Source organism: Enterobacter sp. I4 (assembly GCF_022669095.1).
In the GTDB taxonomy this organism is placed as follows: domain Bacteria; phylum Pseudomonadota; class Gammaproteobacteria; order Enterobacterales; family Enterobacteriaceae; genus Enterobacter; species Enterobacter pasteurii.
Window position 1 is genome coordinate 163,132 of sequence record NZ_JALBUO010000002.1, and the last position, 17,339, is coordinate 180,470.

The window sequence follows — 17,339 nt, forward strand, 5'->3', positions numbered from 1 at the left end:
CTCCGCCCGCAGTTAGCTGCCGAACCAGACCGCCGCTGAAATGGCCGGAAGCGTAAGCACGCTTTCCTGGAACGTCGCTTTACCCGCTTTGCTCTTCCACGTTTTACCTGCCAGCAGCGGTGAATCTTCCAGCACCACCTCGCACGCCTCGCCCCGGTTGAGAGCCACCAGCACGCGCTGCTGGTTATAGACGCGGACAAACACCACCACGTTATCGTGGGCGTACATCACCTGACTGCCCCCGTAGCGCAGGGCCTGGCTCTGCTTGCGCAGCGTCGCCATGCGCTGGTACAGGCTGAACAGCTCCCGATCCTGATTCTCAGGCTCCCACGGGAACGTTTTACGGCAGAACGGATCGTTGTTGCCGTCCAGCCCCACTTCATCGCCATAGTAGATGCAGGGTACGCCGGGCCAGGTAAAGAGCCAGGTTACCGCCAGCGGCAGTCGCGCTACATCCTTACCAAGCAGCGATTTGAAGCGGGCGGTATCGTGGCTGTCGAGCTGGTTGAACATCCGCAGCTGCTGCTGATGCGACAGGCTGGCGCGGTAGTTCTCCATCCACGCCATGCAGGTTTCGGCATCAATATGGTTCGGGTCGTAAGAAATGTCGGTATTGGCGAGGAATCCCCACAGCGGGAAGGTGAAGCCGCGATAGTTCATCGCCGCGTCTTCGGCATCTGCCTGCAACCACTGGCGCGCGTCGCCAAAGTGTTCGCCAAAGACAAACGCCTCCGGACGCGCGATTTTCGCCGAGCGAGAGATCTCCCGGACGTGGTGAAGGTTGTTTCGCGCTCCGCCCGCCTCACCGAGCATATGCACGACGTCCAGCCGCCAGCCGTCCATATTCCACGGCGCCTTCAGCCAGTGGCGCACGATGCTGTCTTCACCACCGTAGATCTCATTCACCAGAGAGGGCGACTGAAAATCCAGCTTCGGCAGGCTCGGGTAGCCAAGCCAGTCCAGGGCGCGGCCGTTTTCGTCAAAACTGTACCAGTCACGCTGCGGTGAGTCCGGGTTATGGCATGCGCCGCCCATCGACTGATTATGACGGTCAAACCACGCGTGAGAATCACCGCTGTGGTTGAACACGCCATCGAGTATCAGGCGCATACCTTCCTTTTGCGTATTGTGGCGCAGCCGCAGCAGCGCCTCGTCACCGCCAAACTGCTCGTCAACGTGCCGGTAATCCTGAGTATCGTACTTATGTACGCTTGGCGCCTTAAACACCGGGTTCAGGTACAGCGCGGTCACGCCGAGCTTTTTCAGGTACGGCAGCTTTTCGCTGATACCGTCGAGATCGCCGCCGTAAAAGGTCGAGCCGCCCGCCTGCGCGGTCAGCGGCTCGCCCCATTTTTTGATAATGATGTCGTGACCGGCCGCATGGTGGTAGTAGACCTTGTCCTGCCCGGCGGTGCGTTTTTCACTGCGCGCAAAGCGGTCCGGGAATATCTGGTAAAAGACCCGATCGTTAACCCACTGCGGGCCGTTATCCGGATAATCAACCGCAAACTGCTCAAGCCTGGCCGGAGGGAAACGGCTAAACCCCTGCGGGGTAAACCACAGCTGACGGTTATTCCACAGCAGCTTAAAGCTGTAGCGGCGACGCGGCTGCCCGCTGCGAAGGTCGATATTCGCCCGCCACGCCGTGATACCCGGCTGAGGCTGGCTGCGCGCCTTGTGCATTTTCAGCGACGTCTCTTCGTTATCCACTTCGGCGCGTAAGGTCACACGTTCAGGCTGATTTTCCCCCGCCAGCCAGAGCGTAATCACAAGGTTGTCTTTGTTTTGCTTAACAAATGGGGCAACCGGAAGGTGCCAGGCGTTTAACATCACGAATCCCCTTTGATGAAATTGACGTCACCATGCCACAGGGTGGTTAAGGTTAGCTCATCGTGAGGACGTTTATTGGGGGAGGAGGACGGGGGATGAGGCATCAGTGCGGCCTGATGCCCTCATCCTGAGCCTCTCCCGGCGGGAGAGGGAGATTAAAATATTACTGCGCTTGCGCCAGCTGACGGTCACGGCGGCATTTAAACATCCAGCCCACCAGCAGCAGGACGATCCACGCAAAGCCCACGTAAAGCGAGATACGGGTGTCCGGATGGTAGCCAATCAGGCCGATGATAAACACCAGGAAGATCAGCCCGACGACGGTCGTTGCGATGCCGCCCGGAACCTTAAACTTCAGCGCCTTTACCTCTTCCGGCGGCAGACGGCGGCGGAACGCAATCTGCGACAGCAGGATCATGATCCACACCCACACGGTCGCAAAGGTCGCCAGCGACGCGATCACCAGGAAGACGTTCTCCGGCATGATGTAGTTCAGGTAAACCGAGAACAGCAGCGCAACGGTCATCACCAGCACCGTTACCCACGGCGTGCCGCGACGCGACGTTTTGGCGAAGACCTTCGGCGCACTGCCCTGCTCCGCCATGCCGTGCAGCATACGGCCAACGCCGAAGACGTCGCTGTTGATGGCCGACAGCGATGCGGTCAGCACCACAAAGTTAAGAATGCTGGCAGCAAACGCAATGCCCATGTGCTGGAAGGTCAGGACAAACGGGCTGCCGTTGGTGCCCACCTGGTTCCACGGATAGATGGACATAATTACGAACAGCGTCCCCACATAGAACACCAGAATACGCATCGGCACCGAGTTGATGGCGCGCGGAATGGATTTCTCCGGATCTTTCGCTTCTCCGGCGGTGATCCCGATAATCTCAATACCGCCGTAGGCGAACATAACCATCTGAAGCGACATCACCATTCCGAGCCAGCCGTTGCTGAAGAAGCCGCCGTTGCTCCATAAATTATGAATGCCCGTCGGCTGTCCGCCGTTGCCAATACCCCAGATGATGATGCCAAAACCGGCGAGGATCATGATGATGATGGTCGCGACCTTGAAGAAGGAGAACCAGAACTCCAGTTCGCCAAACACCTTCACGCTCATCAGGTTAACGGCGCAGATGATCAGCACCACGCTCAGCACCCAGATCCAGTGCGGCACGGCGGGGAACCAGACGCCCATATAGATGCCAAACGCCGTGACGTCGGCTATGGCCACAATCAGGATTTCGAAGCAGTAGGTCCAGCCGGTGATAAACCCGGCCAGCGGGCCTAAGTTTTCCTGCGCGTAGCGTGAGAACGAGCTGGCTGACGGGTTGTGAACCGACATCTCCCCCAGCGCACGCATGATGATGTAGGCCGCGGCGCCGCCAATGATGTAGGCCAGCAGTACGCTTGGACCGGCCATTTTGATGGCATCTGCCGAGCCATAAAAAAGACCGGTGCCGATAGCCGAGCCCAGCGCCATAAAGCGGATGTGGCGGGTGCTCAATCCACGTTTAAGTTTGTTAGTGCTTTCCATTAAAATCTTGCCATTCAACACGAAAAAAACAAAAAACCACGGGGCCTTAAGCCCCGTGGTTAAACAATTTGTTGCCGTTGATTAATGGGCGTTTGATGTAACCTGACGCCCCGCCGCACGGTCCCAGACGATAGCCAGCACCAGCGCAACAACGGATGGCATCAGCCAGGCCAGTCCCTGCTCGGACAGCGGCAGACGCTGTGTCCATGCTGGCAGGATGTCGGCGAACGCTGATGCTTTGATCCCGTCAAGGATACCAAAAATCAGGCTGATAAACATGGTTGGCGCAATAATTCGCGTGGAGTTATGCCACCACGGGCGGGTGAAGCTCAGCACCACCAGCACGATGCACGGCGGATAGATTGCCGTCAGCACCGGAATCGACACCTGAATCAGATGGCTCAGACCGAGGTTTGACACCGCCATGGAGAAGATGCCGAGGATAAATACCAGCGAGCGGTACGAGAGCGGCAGATACTGGGCAAAGAACTCCGCACAGGCGCAGGTCAGCCCTACCGCCGTGACCAGGCACGCCAGGAAAATCAGCGCCGCCAGCAGCATGCTGCCCGCACCGCCAAAGGTGTGCTGCACGTAGGCATGCAGGATCGCCGCGCCGTTCGCGCTCTGATCGACCAGCGTTGCGCTATCTGAACCCAGGCGGAACAGCGCCAGATACAGCAGCGTCAGGCCAACACCGGCCATCAGGCCAGCCCAGATGGTGTAGCGGGTCAGCAGACGCGCTTCGGTTACGCCGCGGGAACGCGCGGCGTTAACGATAACAATGCCAAACACCATTGCGCCCAGCGTATCCATCGTCAGATAGCCGTTAACAAAACCGTTCGAGAACGCCGCGTTCTCGTACGCGTCCATCGCAGAGCTGATAGGACCCGCAGGCCAGACGATGGCCGCAACCGCCAGCACGATCAGCGCAACAATCTTCAGCGGCGCCAGGAAGTTACCTACTGTATCCAGCAGTTTGCCCGGATAGAGCGACACCAGAATAACGATCGCGAAGTAGATCAGGCTGTAGATAAACAGCGGCATCGCACCGTCCCCGGTCAGCGGGGCAATACCCACTTCAAAGGAAACCGTCGCCGTGCGCGGGGTCGCAAACAGCGGGCCAACGGCCAGATAGCACACGGTCGCCAGCAGAACGCCAGCTACCTTGCCAATCGGCGTGCTGAGGCTGTCCACGCCGCCGCCGACTTTCGCCAGCGCGATGACGGTCAATACCGGCAGACCCACCGCAGTAAGCAGAAAACCAAACGCGGCCGTCCAGACGTGTTCACCCGCCTGTAAGCCAACCATTGGAGGGAAAATGATGTTGCCTGCGCCAACGAACAGCGCAAATGTCATAAAGCCCAGCGCGATAATGTCACGCGATTTCAAGTGATGGGTCATAAAACCTTACTGCCTGTGGATGTGGTGTTGAAAACGTTGAGTTTTTCGCCATCCCTGACGGGACAATACAGCGGAAAATTTGCTCAATTTCAGCGGGAAATGCTCCCGTCCTGGCGTGGAGAAGAATAGTTTTTCGATTTACCACGCAAATACAGTCTGTCTGACAGTATATGGGGGGCAATTTAAACGCTTATAACGTTTAAAGGCAAGAAGGGATCGTAAAACCAGAACAATATGCCAGCATGAAAATACAGGACAACATAATATGCCATGTATAAGAAAAACCCATGGCTAATCATGCGAACAAAAAAGCATCAACCGTATAATATTCACCCGCGCTTCGCTTGACTGCAAAGCAAACGGGCCAGCAGTGGCTGGCCCGTGGAAAGCATGACTGACACGCCCGCGGTCAGGCGCTCTTTTTGGCAATTAATCGTTCCGGGATAACAAAGCTAAAGCGCGTGCCCTTGCCCAGCGTGCTTTCGATATCAAGACGGCTCTCGTGGTGGCCCACCGCATGCTTCACGATTGCCAGCCCCAGACCGCTGCCTCCGGTCTGCCGCGAGCGCGCCTTGTCCACCCGGTAGAACCGTTCGGTGAGGCGCGGGAGGTGTTCAGACCCTATTCCCGGCCCGTTGTCTTCGACGCTAAACTCAGCGCCCGCCGGGGTATGCTGCCAGCGCACCACGATGTGCGTCCCTTCCGGGGTATGGTTTACGGCGTTGTACACCAGGTTCGAGATGGCGCTGCGCAGTTCATCTTCACTGCCGAGCACCTTCAGGTCGTTATCAACCTCAAACGCCAGGGTGTGTTTTTTATGGCTCAAGGTTTGCGCCTCGCGCTCCACTACGCGCAGCATCATCGGCACGTCAATGACCTCGTTGAGCGCCAGCGACGGCGCGGCCTCAATCTTCGAGAGCGTCAGCAGCTGTTTGACCAGCCCTTCCATGCGGTACGTCTGCTCGCGCATGGTGTGCAGCGCTTTCTCACGCGGCGCACCTTCAAGCGTTTGCTCCTGCATCATCTCCAGATAGCCCTGCAACACCGTCAGCGGCGTGCGCAGCTCGTGGCTGACGTTTGCAAAGAAGTTGCGACGCGCCCCTTCCAGCTGGTGCATCTGGGTGACATCTCGCGCCACCATCAGCCACTGCCGATCGCTGTAGGGCATCACGCGAATTTCAAGATGGCGGCCGTTATTGAGCTTCAGATTGTGCGGACGACTAAAATCACGCGTTTTCAGATACAGCGTGAACTCGGGGTAGCGCAGAAGGTTGAGGATGTTCTGGCCGTTATCATCCGGCCAGCGCAGGCCAAGCAGCTGCTGTGCGAGGCCATTACACCAGAAGATCGTCCCTTCTTCCGTCGTCAGGATCACCGCGTCCGGCAGCGACTCCGCGCCGCTGCGAAAGCGTTTGATCAAGCTTCCCAGCTCCCGTCGGCGCTTTTTATTACGCATCTGCATCTGGTGCAGGCCGTAGAGCAGCGGCTCCCAGCTTCCGCTTCCCGGCGGCGGCGTCATACTTCTGTCGACCCACAGCCACCAGGAGAGGCGCAGTAAATTCCAGAAATGCCAGACGAGCAGTCCCGTCACGGCCACCAGTAAAAACCACGGCAGATAGCCAAAAATAGCCCCCAGAATGAAGGCCGGAATACAGCATAAGATCAGTTCAAAGACGAGCCTTTTCCATGACAGACGTTCCAGCACGCGTCACACTCCTGTCATTGTTCAGAAACGGGTCGAGAAACGATAACCCGTGCCGCGGACCGTCTGCACCATGCGATCGTGGCCGCTCAGCTCCAGTGCTTTGCGCAGGCGGCGAATATGGACGTCAACCGTTCGGTCTTCGACATAGACGTTAGTTCCCCAGACGTTATTCAGCAACTGTTCGCGGCTGTAAACGCGTTCCGGGTGTGTCATAAAGAAGTGCAGGAGTTTAAATTCGGTTGGCCCCATATCGAGGGGATTTTCGCCGGTCATCACGCGGTGCGAGGTAGGATCCAGGCTTAGCCCCTGCATCTCAATCACCTCTTCCACCGCCATCGGTGAAATACGGCGCATCACGGCCTTAATGCGAGCGACCAGCTCCTTCGGGGAAAAGGGTTTGGTAATGTAATCGTCCGCACCGGTTTCCAGACCGCGCACGCGATCCTCTTCTTCACCGCGCGCCGTCAGCATAACCACCGGGATATCGCGGGTCAGCGCTTCGCGTTTGATATGCTTGATAAACTGCAACCCGGAACCGCCAGGCAACATCCAGTCCAGCAGGATGAGATCGGGCCAGGGTTCATTCAGCTGGTTCACCGCGCTGTCATAATCTTCCGCTTCAACCGGCTGGAAACCATTTTGTTCAAGCACGAAGCACACCATTTCACGGATCGGAGCTTCATCTTCTACGACCAGAATACGTCTCGCCATACTTTGCCCTGTCTTATCGTATTTAAGTTACAAGTCTGTAATGCGGCGTCATTATGCGTCAGATTTATGACAGATTTATGAAAAACATTACCACGGTAAATAGCAAACTGTTGTTTTATTACAGCGGTTATTTTCCGTTCCCTGAAAGTTTATAATCCTGCTTTCTTATTTTTGCCACGGATCACTTATGCGCATACTTCACACCTCAGACTGGCACCTGGGTCAAAATTTTTACAGTAAAAGCCGCGCCGCTGAACATGAAGCGTTCCTGAACTGGCTGCTGGAGACGGCCCGGAGCCATGAGGTGGACGCGATTATTGTGGCGGGCGACATCTTTGATACCGGGTCGCCGCCGAGCTATGCGCGCGAGCTGTACAACCGTTTCGTGGTTAACCTCCAGCAAACCGGCTGCCACCTTGTGATCGTCGCCGGTAACCATGACTCCGTGGCGACGCTGAATGAATCCCGCGATATTCTGGCGTTTCTCAATACCACCGTGGTAGCCAGCGCCGGGCATGCGCCGCAGATCCTGAAAAAACGCGACGGCACGCCGGGCGCGGTGCTGTGTCCGATCCCCTTTTTACGCCCGCGCGATATCATGCAGAGCCAGGCCGGTCTTTCCGGCAGTGAAAAGCAGCAGCACCTATTGCAGGCCATCACCGACTATTACCATCGCCAGCACGCGGAGGCCTGCGCCCTGCGCGGTGAACAGGCCATTCCGGTCATCGCCACCGGACACCTCACGACCGTCGGTGCCAGCAAAAGTGACGCGGTGCGCGAGATCTACATCGGTACGCTGGACGCGTTCCCGGCCCAGAACTTCCCGCCCGCCGACTATATAGCCCTCGGGCATATTCACCGGGCGCAGGTCATCGGCGGCTGCGAGCACATTCGCTACTGCGGGTCGCCCATTTCGCTCAGCTTCGACGAAACGGGCAAAGCAAAATGCGTGCATCTGGTGAGCTTTACCGAGGGCAAACTCAGCGCCGTGGAGAGCCTTGAGGTTCCCGTCACCCAGCCGCTGGCGGTGCTGAAGGGCGATCTGGCCGCCATTACCGCTCAGCTTGAGCAGTATCGCGGCGCCGAACATAACCCGCCCGTCTGGCTCGATATCGAGATTACCACCGACGAGTATCTGCACGATATGCAGCGCAAAATCCAGGCGCTGACGGAAGCGCTGCCCGTAGAAGTGCTGCTGGTGCGCCGAAGCCGCGAGCAGCGCGAGAAAACGCTGCTAAGCGCCCGGCGCGAAACGCTTAGCGAACTTCGGGTTGAAGAGGTCTTCGAGCGGCGGCTGGCGCATGAAGAGATGGACGACGCCAGGCGCACCAGGCTTAACGAGCTGTTTGCACAGACTCTGCACACCCTTCATGACGAGGAAGAAAACGCATGAAAATTCTGAGCCTGCGTCTGAAAAACCTGAACTCGCTGAAGGGCGAGTGGAAAATTGACTTTACCGCTGAGCCGTTCGCCAGCAACGGGCTGTTTGCCATTACCGGTGCCACGGGCGCGGGGAAAACCACGCTGCTGGACGCCATCTGCCTGGCGCTTTACCACGAAACGCCGCGCCTGAATAAGGTCTCCCAGGCGCAAAACGACCTGATGACGCGCGATACCGCCGAATGCCTGGCGGAGGTGGAGTTTGAGGTTAAAGGCGTCGCCTATCGCGCTTTCTGGAGCCAGAACCGCGCCCGCAACCAGCCGGACGGAAACCTGCAGGCACCGCGCGTTGAGCTGGCCCGCTGCGAAGACGGCAAAATCCTGGCGGATAAAGTCACGGATAAGCTGGAACAAACCGCCGCACTGACCGGGCTGGACTATGGCCGCTTTACCCGCTCAATGCTGCTCTCTCAGGGACAGTTTGCCGCCTTCCTGAACGCTAAGCCGGGAGATCGCGCCGAGCTGCTGGAAGAGCTGACCGGCACGGAAATTTACGGCCAGATTTCCGCCACGGTCTTTGAAAAACACAAGGCGGCACGCGGCGCGCTGGAGAGGTGCGAAGCCCAGGCCGCTGGCGTGGTGCTTCTGAGCGAAGAACAACAGCAGCAGTTGCAGCAAAGTTTGCAGGCACTTACTGACGAAGAGAAAACCCTGCTGGCTCAACAGCAGAGCCAACAGAAAGATTTTCAGTGGCTGTCGCGCAACGACGAGCTGGTTCGTGAACAGCAGCGCGCGGCCGCTTCGCAGCAGCAGGCGCAACGGGCGTTGGCCGATGCCGCGCCTGAACTGGCGAAGCTCCGGCTGGCTCAGCCCGCCGCCCAGCTGCGGCCGCTGTGGGAGCGCCAGCAGGAGCAGACCACCCGCCTGGCGCAAACGACGCAGCGGATTGTCGAGGTAAATACTCGCTTACTCGACAGAGCGGCGCTGCGCTCGCGTATCCGCAACGGCGCGTTGGGTATACGCGAACGCCTGCAGGCAGAGCACGCGTCGCTGGCGCAGTGGCTGACCGAACACGATCGCTTTCGTCTGTGGGGCCAGGAGATGGCCGGCTGGCGAGCGAATTTTACGCAGCTGAGCCGCGATAAAAATCAGCTCGCGTCCCAGTCGGCGCGCATTGCGGAGCTCCGCCAGAAGCTGGCTGACATGCCGGAAAGCGCGCTTACGCTGACGGCTGAGGCGCTCGCGACGGCCATGGAGCAACAGGCGCAATCCCGGGCGCTCCGTCAGCGCCTGACCGCGCTTCACGCTCGCTACCAGCCGCTGCAAAAGCGGCTGCGCCAGAATGGGGAAAGCCTGCAAAAGGCGCAGGCTGAGCAGGGTAAACTCAACGAAACGCTGACCCTGCGCCGGCAGCAGTATAAAGAGAAAAACCAGCACTTCGCCGACCTTAAAACGCTCTGCGAGCGTGAAGCGACAATCAAAGATCTTGAGCACTATCGGGAACGGCTGGAAGCGGGTAAGCCTTGTCCACTCTGCGGTTCAAGCGAACATCCGGCCGTAGTGGAGTATCAGTCGCTTGAGCTGACCGACAATCAGCGCCGCCGTGACGCGCTGGAAAAAGAGGTTGCCGCGCTTAAGGACGAAGGATTGCTGGTGCTTGGGCAGGTGAATGCGCTGGCCCAACAGATCCAGCGAGAAACAGAGGAAGCCACGACGCTCTCTCAGGAAGAGCAAGCGCTCACTAAAGAGTGGCTTGAGGTTTGCACTTCCCTGAACGTAGCGCTGAATATACAGGATGATATCGCCCCCTGGATGAGCGAGCAGGAGCAGTACGAGCGCCAGCTTTATCAGCTCAGCCAGCGCCTGACGCTGCAAAATCAGCTCAATGAACAAGAAGGTCAGGCGCGCCAGTACCAGCAGCAGCTGGCGGCGACGCGTGAGGCGCTGGCGTCCTCGCTACGGCCGCTGTCGCTCAGCATGCCCGATGAAGGTGAGGAAAGCGCCTGGCTCAGCGCGCGCGAAGCCGAATATACCCGGTGGCAGGAAAAGCAGACCCAGCACGGCGTGATTCAGGAACGTATTAACGCCCTGACGCCGCTGCTGGATACGCTGCCGGTCTCCGAGGGCGCGGAAGCCGAGGCGGCCATTCCTGAGAACTGGCGCGGGATCCACGACGAATGCCTGTCGCTGCAAAGCCAGCTCGCCACCTTACAGCAGCAGGAGACGCTCGAGCGCGAGCGGCTACAGCATTCGCAGGAACAGTTCGGCGCCGCGCTGGCCGAGAGCTGCTTCGCCGACCGGGAGGCGTTTCTCTCCGCCCTGCTGGATGAGGCGACGATCCGCCGGCTTGAGCAGCAAAAGCAGACGCTGGAAAATCAGCTCCAGCAGGCTACGGCGCTTTCCGGGCAGGCTGGTCAGCAGCTTCAGGCGCATCAGGCGCTGCGCCCGGAAGGGCTGGACACGGATGCCGCAAGCCTTCAGGCGCAGCTACAGCAGCTGGGGCAGCAGCTTCGGGACAATACCACCCATCAGGGTGAGATCCGCCAGCAGCTCAAGCAGGACGCTGATAACCGTCTGCACCAGCAGGCGCTCATGCAGCAGATTGAAGAGGCGGCGCGTCTGGCCGACGACTGGGGCTACCTTAACTCGCTGATAGGCTCCAGCACCGGCGATAAATTCCGTAAATTCGCCCAGGGGCTGACGCTGGATAACCTGGTGTGGCTTGCCAACCAGCAGCTCAACCGCCTGCATGGCCGCTATCTGCTGCAGCGTAAAGCGAGCGACGCGCTGGAGCTGGAGGTGGTCGATACCTGGCAGGCGGACGCGGTACGCGATACCCGTACCCTGTCCGGCGGCGAGAGTTTCCTCGTCAGCCTGGCGCTGGCCCTGGCGCTTTCCGATCTGGTCAGCCACAAAACGCGGATTGATTCGCTGTTCCTGGACGAAGGGTTCGGCACGCTTGATAGCGAAACGCTGGACGCCGCGCTGGACGCGCTCGACGCGCTGAACGCCACCGGGAAAACCATCGGCGTGATCAGCCACGTAGAGGCGATGAAAGAGCGCATTCCGGTACAGATTAAGGTGAAGAAGATCAACGGGCTGGGGTATAGCAGGCTGGATCGAGAGTTTGCGGTGCGGTAAATGGTGGGTCGGTGCGGTCTGGTGCCCTCACCCTGGCCCTCTCCCAAAGGGAGAGGGAACAAACATCAAAAACCGTAGCGTGCGTTTTTTATTCCGGCCATAGCCATGCCGCGCCGCGCACGCCGCTGGAATCCCCGTGGACGGCTTTGCGGATCGGGGTTTCACACTCGCCGCCAAATACCCACTGTTTCACCAGCGTCGGCACCGTCGCGTACAGCCGGTCGACGTTGCTCATGCCGCCACCCAGCACAATTACGTCGGGATCGAGGATATTGATCACGTGCGCCAGCGATTTTGCAAGCCGCATTTCGTAGCGGCTGAGCGCCAGTTCGGCCACCGGATCCTGCTCCTCAACCAGGCGCATAATCTCGTTCCCCTTCAGCGGTTGCCCGCTCAGGCGGTGGTAGTCCGTCGCAAAACCGGTGCCGGAGATAAACGTCTCGATACAGCCCTGCTTGCCGCAGTAGCACGGCACGTCGACGCGGTACTTAAGCTCATCTTCATCCATCCACGGCAGCGGGTTATGCCCCCACTCGCCCGCGGTGCCGTTGCCACCAATATGCGAACGTCCACCGAAGGCCAACCCGGCACCGCAGCCGGTACCGATAATCACCGCAAACACGGTCTGCGCGCCTGCCGCTGCGCCATCGACGGCCTCAGACACCGCCAGGCAGTTAGCGTCATTCGCCAGACGCACCTCCCGGTTCAGGCGCTGGCTTAAGTCTTTATCGAACGGCTGGCCGTTAAGCCAGGTGGAGTTGGCATTTTTCACCACGCCGGTATAAGGCGAAATAGAGCCGGGGATACCTATTCCCACCGTCCCCGTCTCGCCCGTGGGCTCCTCGGCCATATCGATCAGCCTGGCAATCGTCTCGATGGTCTGGTGATAGTCATCACGCGGCGTAGGCAGACGGTGGCGAAACAGCTGCTGCCCCTGCTCGCTCAGCGCAATAACTTCCGTTTTGGTGCCACCCAAATCAATCCCAATACGCACAAGACACTCCTCATTATTTTGATTATCAACAGAGTAGAAGCCTGCTTCCCGATTAGCAATGCAAGCGATGCGACAATTCGCTATCATGCCCGCTGATTTAACGACAAGGCCGTGGAAATTATCATGCTGTGGTTCAAAAATTTGATGGTTTACCGTCTCAGCCGCGACATTTCGCTGCGTGCAGAAGAGATGGAAAAACAGTTAGCCGCTTACTCCTTTACCCCTTGCGGTAGCCAGGACATGGCGAAAACCGGCTGGGTTCCGCCAATGGGTTCTCAAAGCGATGCGCTGACCCACGCCAGCAGCACGGGGCAAATCATCGTTTGCGCCCGTAAAGAAGAGAAGATCCTGCCAACGCCGGTGGTTAAACAGGCGCTCGAAGCGAAGATCTTCAAGCTGGAAGCAGAACAGGGCCGTAAGCTTAAAAAAACCGAAAAAGATTCGCTGAAGGATGAAGTGCTGCACTCGCTGCTGCCTCGCGCCTTTAGCCGCTTTAGCCAGACCATGATGTGGATCGACACCGTTAACGGGCTGATCATGGTGGACTGCGCCAGCGCCAAAAAAGCGGAAGATACGCTGGCGCTGCTGCGTAAGAGCCTCGGCTCGTTGCCGGTAGTTCCCCTGGCGCTGGAAACGCCGATTGAGCTGACCCTGACGGAGTGGGTGCGCAGCGGTACCGCCGCACAGGGCTTCCAGATCCTCGATGAGGCAGAGCTGAAAGCGCTGCTGGAAGATGGCGGCGTGATCCGCGCGAAGAAACAGGATCTGGTGAGCGACGAAATAGCCGTGCACATTGAAGCGGGCAAAGTCGTAACCAAGCTGGCGCTCGACTGGCAGCAGCGTATTCAGTTTGTCATGTGTGATGACGGCTCCGTGAAGCGTCTTAAATTCTGCGATGAACTGCGCGATCAGAACGAAGATATCGACCGCGAAGATTACGCGCAGCGCTTTGATGCGGACTTTATCCTGATGACCGGAGAGCTGGCGGCGTTGATCCAGAATCTGGTGGAAGGCCTCGGCGGCGAAGCGCAGAGGTAATGTCCTTCCCCCTCGCTAGTCAGGGCTGAGGGGGAAGAAAGAAAATTATTTCAGATAGCGGCACAGGTAAGAGGTTGGCTCTGCCACCTGTAAATGGAACTCGCTGTGGCCCGGCACGTTGAATACCTGCCCGGCGCTATATACTTTCCACTCTGTTTCACCCGGCAGCAGGACGTTCAGCGCGCCGCTGACCACCGTCATCTCTTCCGCTTCTGCGGTGCCAAAGGTGTATTCTCCTTCCGCCATCACGCCCACACTGGCGCGGCCAGTGCTGCTACTGGTAAAACCGATGGATTTCACTTTACCGGAAAAGTATTCGTTACTCTGAAGCATGAACTGGCCCTTATATTTATAGAGAAAAATCCACTATAGGGGCCATGCTCATGACCTGTCACGCAAAATCATTACACCAGTAATTCTGACGCCAGACGCGCCATCAGCACGTTAGAGAGCAGCACCGGAACGTCCAGCGCTTTTTGCAGTAAATCACGATGCCGCTGGTGGAAGCCCAGGCAGTCCAGCATCAGCACGTCCGCCCCTCTGTCGATCAGCTCTTGCCCCGCAGCAATCAGCTTCGCTTCGCTGTCCCAGAACGGATTTGCCAGCGCATACAGCGGCGGGTGCTCCAGCGCGGACCACTTCACCGCCTGGTTATCCAGCAGCTCCTCAACGGGAACAATGACCCCAACCTGATGACCGTCGACAATGGAGGCCACCAGCGGTGGAATGATCCGCATTGGCTCCAGCAGAATCGCATTACGCGCGCTGAGTCCCTTAACAGGGGCCGTACTCATCAGCAAAATAACGTCATAATCCTGATTATCGAGCACTTCAATCACGCCCTGAAGCGCGCGCTCAATTTTCTGGCGCGACACGTGCGCCAGTTTACCGTCGCTTAATAACGTCGCCAGGGGATCGTCCCCCGCCTCGACAGCGTAGTCTTCCATGACCTCTTCCCGACTCAACTTCCCTAACAGGCTAAGATGCGTAATCTGTTGTTCAGAGACATGCTCCGTTAAGAGCGGTAATACTTCGCTTACAGGGACCACACCAATCGTGAGGATCGCCAACGTCGCCTTCATTTTGATCGCCTTTCGTTACTGCCATAACTACAACACAGGTACAGGCTCACTACGCTGCACGGTTCGTTTTTTGAACAAAACAGCACCAAGCGTAGCAGCGGATCTCTACACCGTAATGTAAAGATCGGCTGGCCTTAACGAATCTACCTGTAATAACTAAATATTAACTGCTACTTAACATTAGCGATAAGTTAAAAATGTGATTCAGGCACGGTTGTAGCGAATTCGGAACCCTGTCAGGTCTTATCAGGATCTTCGTACCGCCGTTTCGCATCCAGCGCTTCCTGTTCGGTATCATGTTCGCTGATGAGCGAATCGGGTTTTGGGTGATCGGCACGCAGCTGATACCAGGTTACAGTCCGATCGCCATTACCTTTTTCAACGGTAACAATGCGGGCTTCACGTGGATAGGGAGGTCTGGTTGGCATAGCTCATCCTTTTTTTATGTCTGAGCTATGAGTATAGACGGCTGTTAGCTGGCGCAAGCCAAACGCAGGGCGGTAATAATCTGAATCGCAACTTTCTCAGGTGACGCAGACGCATCCACCACGTGGTGTGCGGCCTCGCGGTATAGCGCATCGCGTTCGGCAAGCACCTCGCTGACCTCTTCGCTCAGCGGTTTCGCGGTTAGTGCAGGACGCTGCCCCTCTTCCGGAAACGCTTCCAGCCGCCCCACCAGCGTAGAGACCGGCGCGCAGAGATAGATGACCTCCCCATTTTCACGCATAAACTGGCGGTTGTACGGCGCCAGAATAATGCCTCCGCCGGTCGCAATCACGGTAGATGGCGCGGTGACGGCCTCAAGCGTTGCCGTTTCACGCGCACGAAAGCTCTCCCAGCCCTCTTTTTCCACGATATCGGCGATGGTCCGACCGGCCTTCTCCTGCAGCCAGTGGTCAGTATCGACAAACTGACTCTGGCACAGACGCGCCAGCTCCAGACCAACGGTGGTTTTCCCACAGCCGCGAGGGCCAACTAAAAAGATGGGTGGGTTCATAACCAGGTGTTCCCCTTGATGCCGGATAACTGAAGGCTGTAAAGAAATGATTGCAGAAGATGTTGCGCTAACTTTACTGCAAAGCGGTACGGAATGACAAGCCTGTGGAGGCCACACTGTACCACAAAACAGCCCGGCTGAGGATTACGCCGGGCGGCGCTTCACTTCCAGCAGCCATTTATCCAGCTCGGCGGCAAACTGCTGGCGGTCGCGCTGAGACAGGCTGTCCGGCCCGCCGGTCTGAACGCCGCTGGAACGCAGGGTATCCATAAAATCTCGCATGGTGAGCTTTTCACGAATCGTTGCCGGAGAGTAGCGCTCGCCGCGCGGGTTAAGCGCCGCGGCCCCCTTCGCCAGCACGTCGGCAGCCAGCGGGATATCCGCCGTGATCACCAAATCTCCGGCGCTGCACAGGCGCACAATCTCGTTATCCGCCACGTCGAACCCGGCCGGCACGCGCAGAGAACGAATGAACCTGGAGGGCGGCACGCGGATATTCTGGTTCGCCACCAGCGTCATCGGCATCTGCACCCGCTCGGCGGCGCGGAATAAAATCTCTTTAATCACATTCGGACACGCGTCCGCATCAACCCAGATAGCCATAGTCTCTCCCCATTATGTTGCTGGCGACTATTGTCGCCTGCATTTCGTTGTTAAGCTATCAGTCAGAGATAACAACGCATAATAACGGAGAGACGTGATGGATAAGAAAATCGGGTTTATCGGCTGCGGGAACATGGGCAAAGCAATCCTCGGCGGGCTGATCGCCAGCGGTCAGGTTTTGCCGGGGCAGATTTGGGTTTATACCCCATCACCGGATAAGGTCGCGGCGCTGCGCGATGAGTACGGCGTTAACGCTGCTGAAAGCGCGCAGGAAGTGGCCCAGGTTGCGGATATTGTCTTTGGCGCCGTTAAGCCAAACATCATGATAAAAGTCCTGAGCGAAATTACCTCCAGCCTGAATAAAGAGACCCTGGTGGTGTCGATTGCCGCAGGCGTCACCCTCGACCAGCTCGCCCGCGCGCTGGGCCACGATCGGAAGATCGTCCGCGCCATGCCGAACACGCCGTCGCTGGTGAATGCCGGCATGACCTCCGTCACCCCGAACGCGCTGGTCACTTCTGAAGACGTGGCGGATGTACTGAACATTTTCCGCTGCTTCGGCGAAGCGGAAGTGATTGCCGAACCGATGATCCACCCGGTTGTCGGCGTAAGCGGCTCTGCGCCAGCCTACGTGTTTATGTTTATCGAAGCCATGGCCGATGCCGCCGTGCTCGGCGGTATGCCGCGCGCGCAGGCCTATAAATTTGCCGCGCAGGCGGTGATGGGTTCGGCCAAAATGGTGCTGGAGACGGGCAAACATCCGGGCGAACTGAAGGATATGGTGTGCTCACCGGGCGGCACAACTATTGAAGCCGTGCGCGTGCTGGAAGATCGCGGGTTCCGCTCCGCCGTGATCGAGGCGATGCAAAAATGCATGGAAAAGTCAGAGAAGCTGAGCAAGTCCTGACGAGCAGCGCCGG

15 protein-coding genes are annotated in these 17,339 nt (G+C 58.1%); 4 read left to right on the forward strand and 11 right to left on the reverse strand.

Annotated elements, in window-relative coordinates:
• Nucleotides 1-12: 12 nt before the first annotated feature.
• The 5 genes from malZ to phoB all read right to left on the reverse strand — a co-directional run bounded on the left by malZ (nt 13) and on the right by phoB (nt 7,184).
• Nucleotides 13-1,830, reverse strand: a complete 1,818-nt coding sequence (gene malZ / locus MOQ06_RS13115; RefSeq protein WP_242173440.1) for a maltodextrin glucosidase — start codon at nt 1,828-1,830, stop codon at nt 13-15.
• A 163-nt stretch (nt 1,831-1,993) separates the two neighbouring features.
• Nucleotides 1,994-3,367, reverse strand: a complete 1,374-nt coding sequence (gene proY, locus MOQ06_RS13120) for a proline-specific permease ProY (protein ID WP_148420254.1) — start codon at nt 3,365-3,367, stop codon at nt 1,994-1,996.
• Between the two features lie 81 nt (nt 3,368-3,448).
• Nucleotides 3,449-4,768 (reverse strand): branched-chain amino acid transporter carrier protein BrnQ, encoded by a 1,320-nt coding sequence (brnQ, locus tag MOQ06_RS13125; RefSeq protein WP_148420253.1) that lies wholly within the window; start codon nt 4,766-4,768, stop codon nt 3,449-3,451.
• A 409-nt stretch (nt 4,769-5,177) separates the two neighbouring features.
• The gene (gene phoR / locus MOQ06_RS13130; RefSeq protein ID WP_148420252.1) at nt 5,178-6,473 is read right to left on the reverse strand and encodes a phosphate regulon sensor histidine kinase PhoR; all 1,296 of its coding nucleotides are present in this window, start codon (nt 6,471-6,473) and stop codon (nt 5,178-5,180) included.
• A gap of 21 nt (nt 6,474-6,494) precedes the next feature.
• Complete coding sequence (gene phoB / locus MOQ06_RS13135) at nt 6,495-7,184, reverse strand: phosphate response regulator transcription factor PhoB (protein ID WP_148420251.1); 690 nt, start codon at nt 7,182-7,184, stop codon at nt 6,495-6,497.
• Nucleotides 7,185-7,371: 187 nt separating this feature from the next.
• On the opposite strand from phoB, the gene sbcD reads away from it, so the two are divergent.
• Together sbcD and sbcC are read left to right on the forward strand one after the other, a co-directional pair.
• Complete coding sequence (sbcD, locus tag MOQ06_RS13140) at nt 7,372-8,577, forward strand: exonuclease subunit SbcD (protein WP_242173442.1); 1,206 nt, start codon at nt 7,372-7,374, stop codon at nt 8,575-8,577.
• A complete protein-coding gene (gene sbcC, locus MOQ06_RS13145) occupies nt 8,574-11,705 on the forward strand; it encodes an exonuclease subunit SbcC (RefSeq protein WP_242173444.1) in 3,132 nt (1,043 codons plus the stop codon). The genes sbcD and sbcC overlap by 4 nt, the downstream gene beginning before the upstream one ends.
• Before the next feature lie 88 nt (nt 11,706-11,793).
• On the opposite strand, the gene mak is transcribed toward sbcC, so the two are convergent.
• Nucleotides 11,794-12,699: a fructokinase gene (gene mak, locus MOQ06_RS13150; RefSeq protein ID WP_242173446.1), complete on the reverse strand. Its 906-nt coding sequence runs from the start codon at nt 12,697-12,699 to the stop codon at nt 11,794-11,796.
• A gap of 123 nt (nt 12,700-12,822) precedes the next feature.
• Between mak and rdgC the strand changes: the two genes are divergently transcribed.
• Entirely contained in the window at nt 12,823-13,737 is a 915-nt protein-coding gene (rdgC, locus tag MOQ06_RS13155) for a recombination-associated protein RdgC (protein WP_148420247.1), read from the forward strand.
• Nucleotides 13,738-13,782: 45 nt separating this feature from the next.
• On the opposite strand, the gene ppnP is transcribed toward rdgC, so the two are convergent.
• The 5 genes from ppnP to MOQ06_RS13180 form a co-directional block, all read right to left on the reverse strand.
• On the reverse strand, nt 13,783-14,070 hold the full coding sequence (gene ppnP, locus MOQ06_RS13160) for a pyrimidine/purine nucleoside phosphorylase (RefSeq protein ID WP_003859131.1): 288 nt from the start codon (nt 14,068-14,070) through the stop codon (nt 13,783-13,785).
• Between the two features lie 71 nt (nt 14,071-14,141).
• Nucleotides 14,142-14,819 carry an AroM family protein gene (locus tag MOQ06_RS13165; protein ID WP_148420246.1) on the reverse strand — a complete coding sequence of 226 codons (678 nt, stop codon included), beginning with the start codon at nt 14,817-14,819 and terminating at the stop codon, nt 14,142-14,144.
• A gap of 236 nt (nt 14,820-15,055) precedes the next feature.
• On the reverse strand, nt 15,056-15,247 hold the full coding sequence (gene yaiA, locus MOQ06_RS13170) for a protein YaiA (protein WP_148420245.1): 192 nt from the start codon (nt 15,245-15,247) through the stop codon (nt 15,056-15,058).
• A 44-nt stretch (nt 15,248-15,291) separates the two neighbouring features.
• Nucleotides 15,292-15,816, reverse strand: a complete 525-nt coding sequence (aroL, locus tag MOQ06_RS13175; protein ID WP_176611071.1) for a shikimate kinase AroL — start codon at nt 15,814-15,816, stop codon at nt 15,292-15,294.
• A 144-nt stretch (nt 15,817-15,960) separates the two neighbouring features.
• A complete protein-coding gene (locus tag MOQ06_RS13180) occupies nt 15,961-16,419 on the reverse strand; it encodes a YaiI/YqxD family protein (RefSeq protein ID WP_148420243.1) in 459 nt (152 codons plus the stop codon).
• A 97-nt stretch (nt 16,420-16,516) separates the two neighbouring features.
• Between MOQ06_RS13180 and proC the strand changes: the two genes are divergently transcribed.
• Nucleotides 16,517-17,326, forward strand: a complete 810-nt coding sequence (gene proC, locus MOQ06_RS13185) for a pyrroline-5-carboxylate reductase (protein WP_045334495.1) — start codon at nt 16,517-16,519, stop codon at nt 17,324-17,326.
• The last annotated feature ends 13 nt before the right edge of the window (nt 17,327-17,339 follow it).

Excerpts from the sequence above, each read along its gene's own strand:
- malZ (WP_242173440.1), bottom strand. The coding sequence starts at position 1,830 with ATGTTAAACGCCTGGCACCTTCCGGTTGCCCCATTTGTTAAGCAAAAC.
- proY (WP_148420254.1), bottom strand. The coding sequence starts at position 3,367 with ATGGAAAGCACTAACAAACTTAAACGTGGATTGAGCACCCGCCACATC.
- brnQ (WP_148420253.1), bottom strand. The coding sequence starts at position 4,768 with ATGACCCATCACTTGAAATCGCGTGACATTATCGCGCTGGGCTTTATG.
- phoB (WP_148420251.1), bottom strand. The coding sequence starts at position 7,184 with ATGGCGAGACGTATTCTGGTCGTAGAAGATGAAGCTCCGATCCGTGAA.
- sbcD (WP_242173442.1), top strand. The coding sequence starts at position 7,372 with ATGCGCATACTTCACACCTCAGACTGGCACCTGGGTCAAAATTTTTAC.
- sbcC (WP_242173444.1), top strand. The coding sequence starts at position 8,574 with ATGAAAATTCTGAGCCTGCGTCTGAAAAACCTGAACTCGCTGAAGGGC.
- rdgC (WP_148420247.1), top strand. The coding sequence starts at position 12,823 with ATGCTGTGGTTCAAAAATTTGATGGTTTACCGTCTCAGCCGCGACATT.
- ppnP (WP_003859131.1), bottom strand. The coding sequence starts at position 14,070 with ATGCTTCAGAGTAACGAATACTTTTCCGGTAAAGTGAAATCCATCGGT.
- MOQ06_RS13165 (WP_148420246.1), bottom strand. The coding sequence starts at position 14,819 with ATGAAGGCGACGTTGGCGATCCTCACGATTGGTGTGGTCCCTGTAAGC.
- yaiA (WP_148420245.1), bottom strand. The coding sequence starts at position 15,247 with ATGCCAACCAGACCTCCCTATCCACGTGAAGCCCGCATTGTTACCGTT.
- aroL (WP_176611071.1), bottom strand. The coding sequence starts at position 15,816 with ATGAACCCACCCATCTTTTTAGTTGGCCCTCGCGGCTGTGGGAAAACC.
- MOQ06_RS13180 (WP_148420243.1), bottom strand. The coding sequence starts at position 16,419 with ATGGCTATCTGGGTTGATGCGGACGCGTGTCCGAATGTGATTAAAGAG.
- proC (WP_045334495.1), top strand. The coding sequence starts at position 16,517 with ATGGATAAGAAAATCGGGTTTATCGGCTGCGGGAACATGGGCAAAGCA.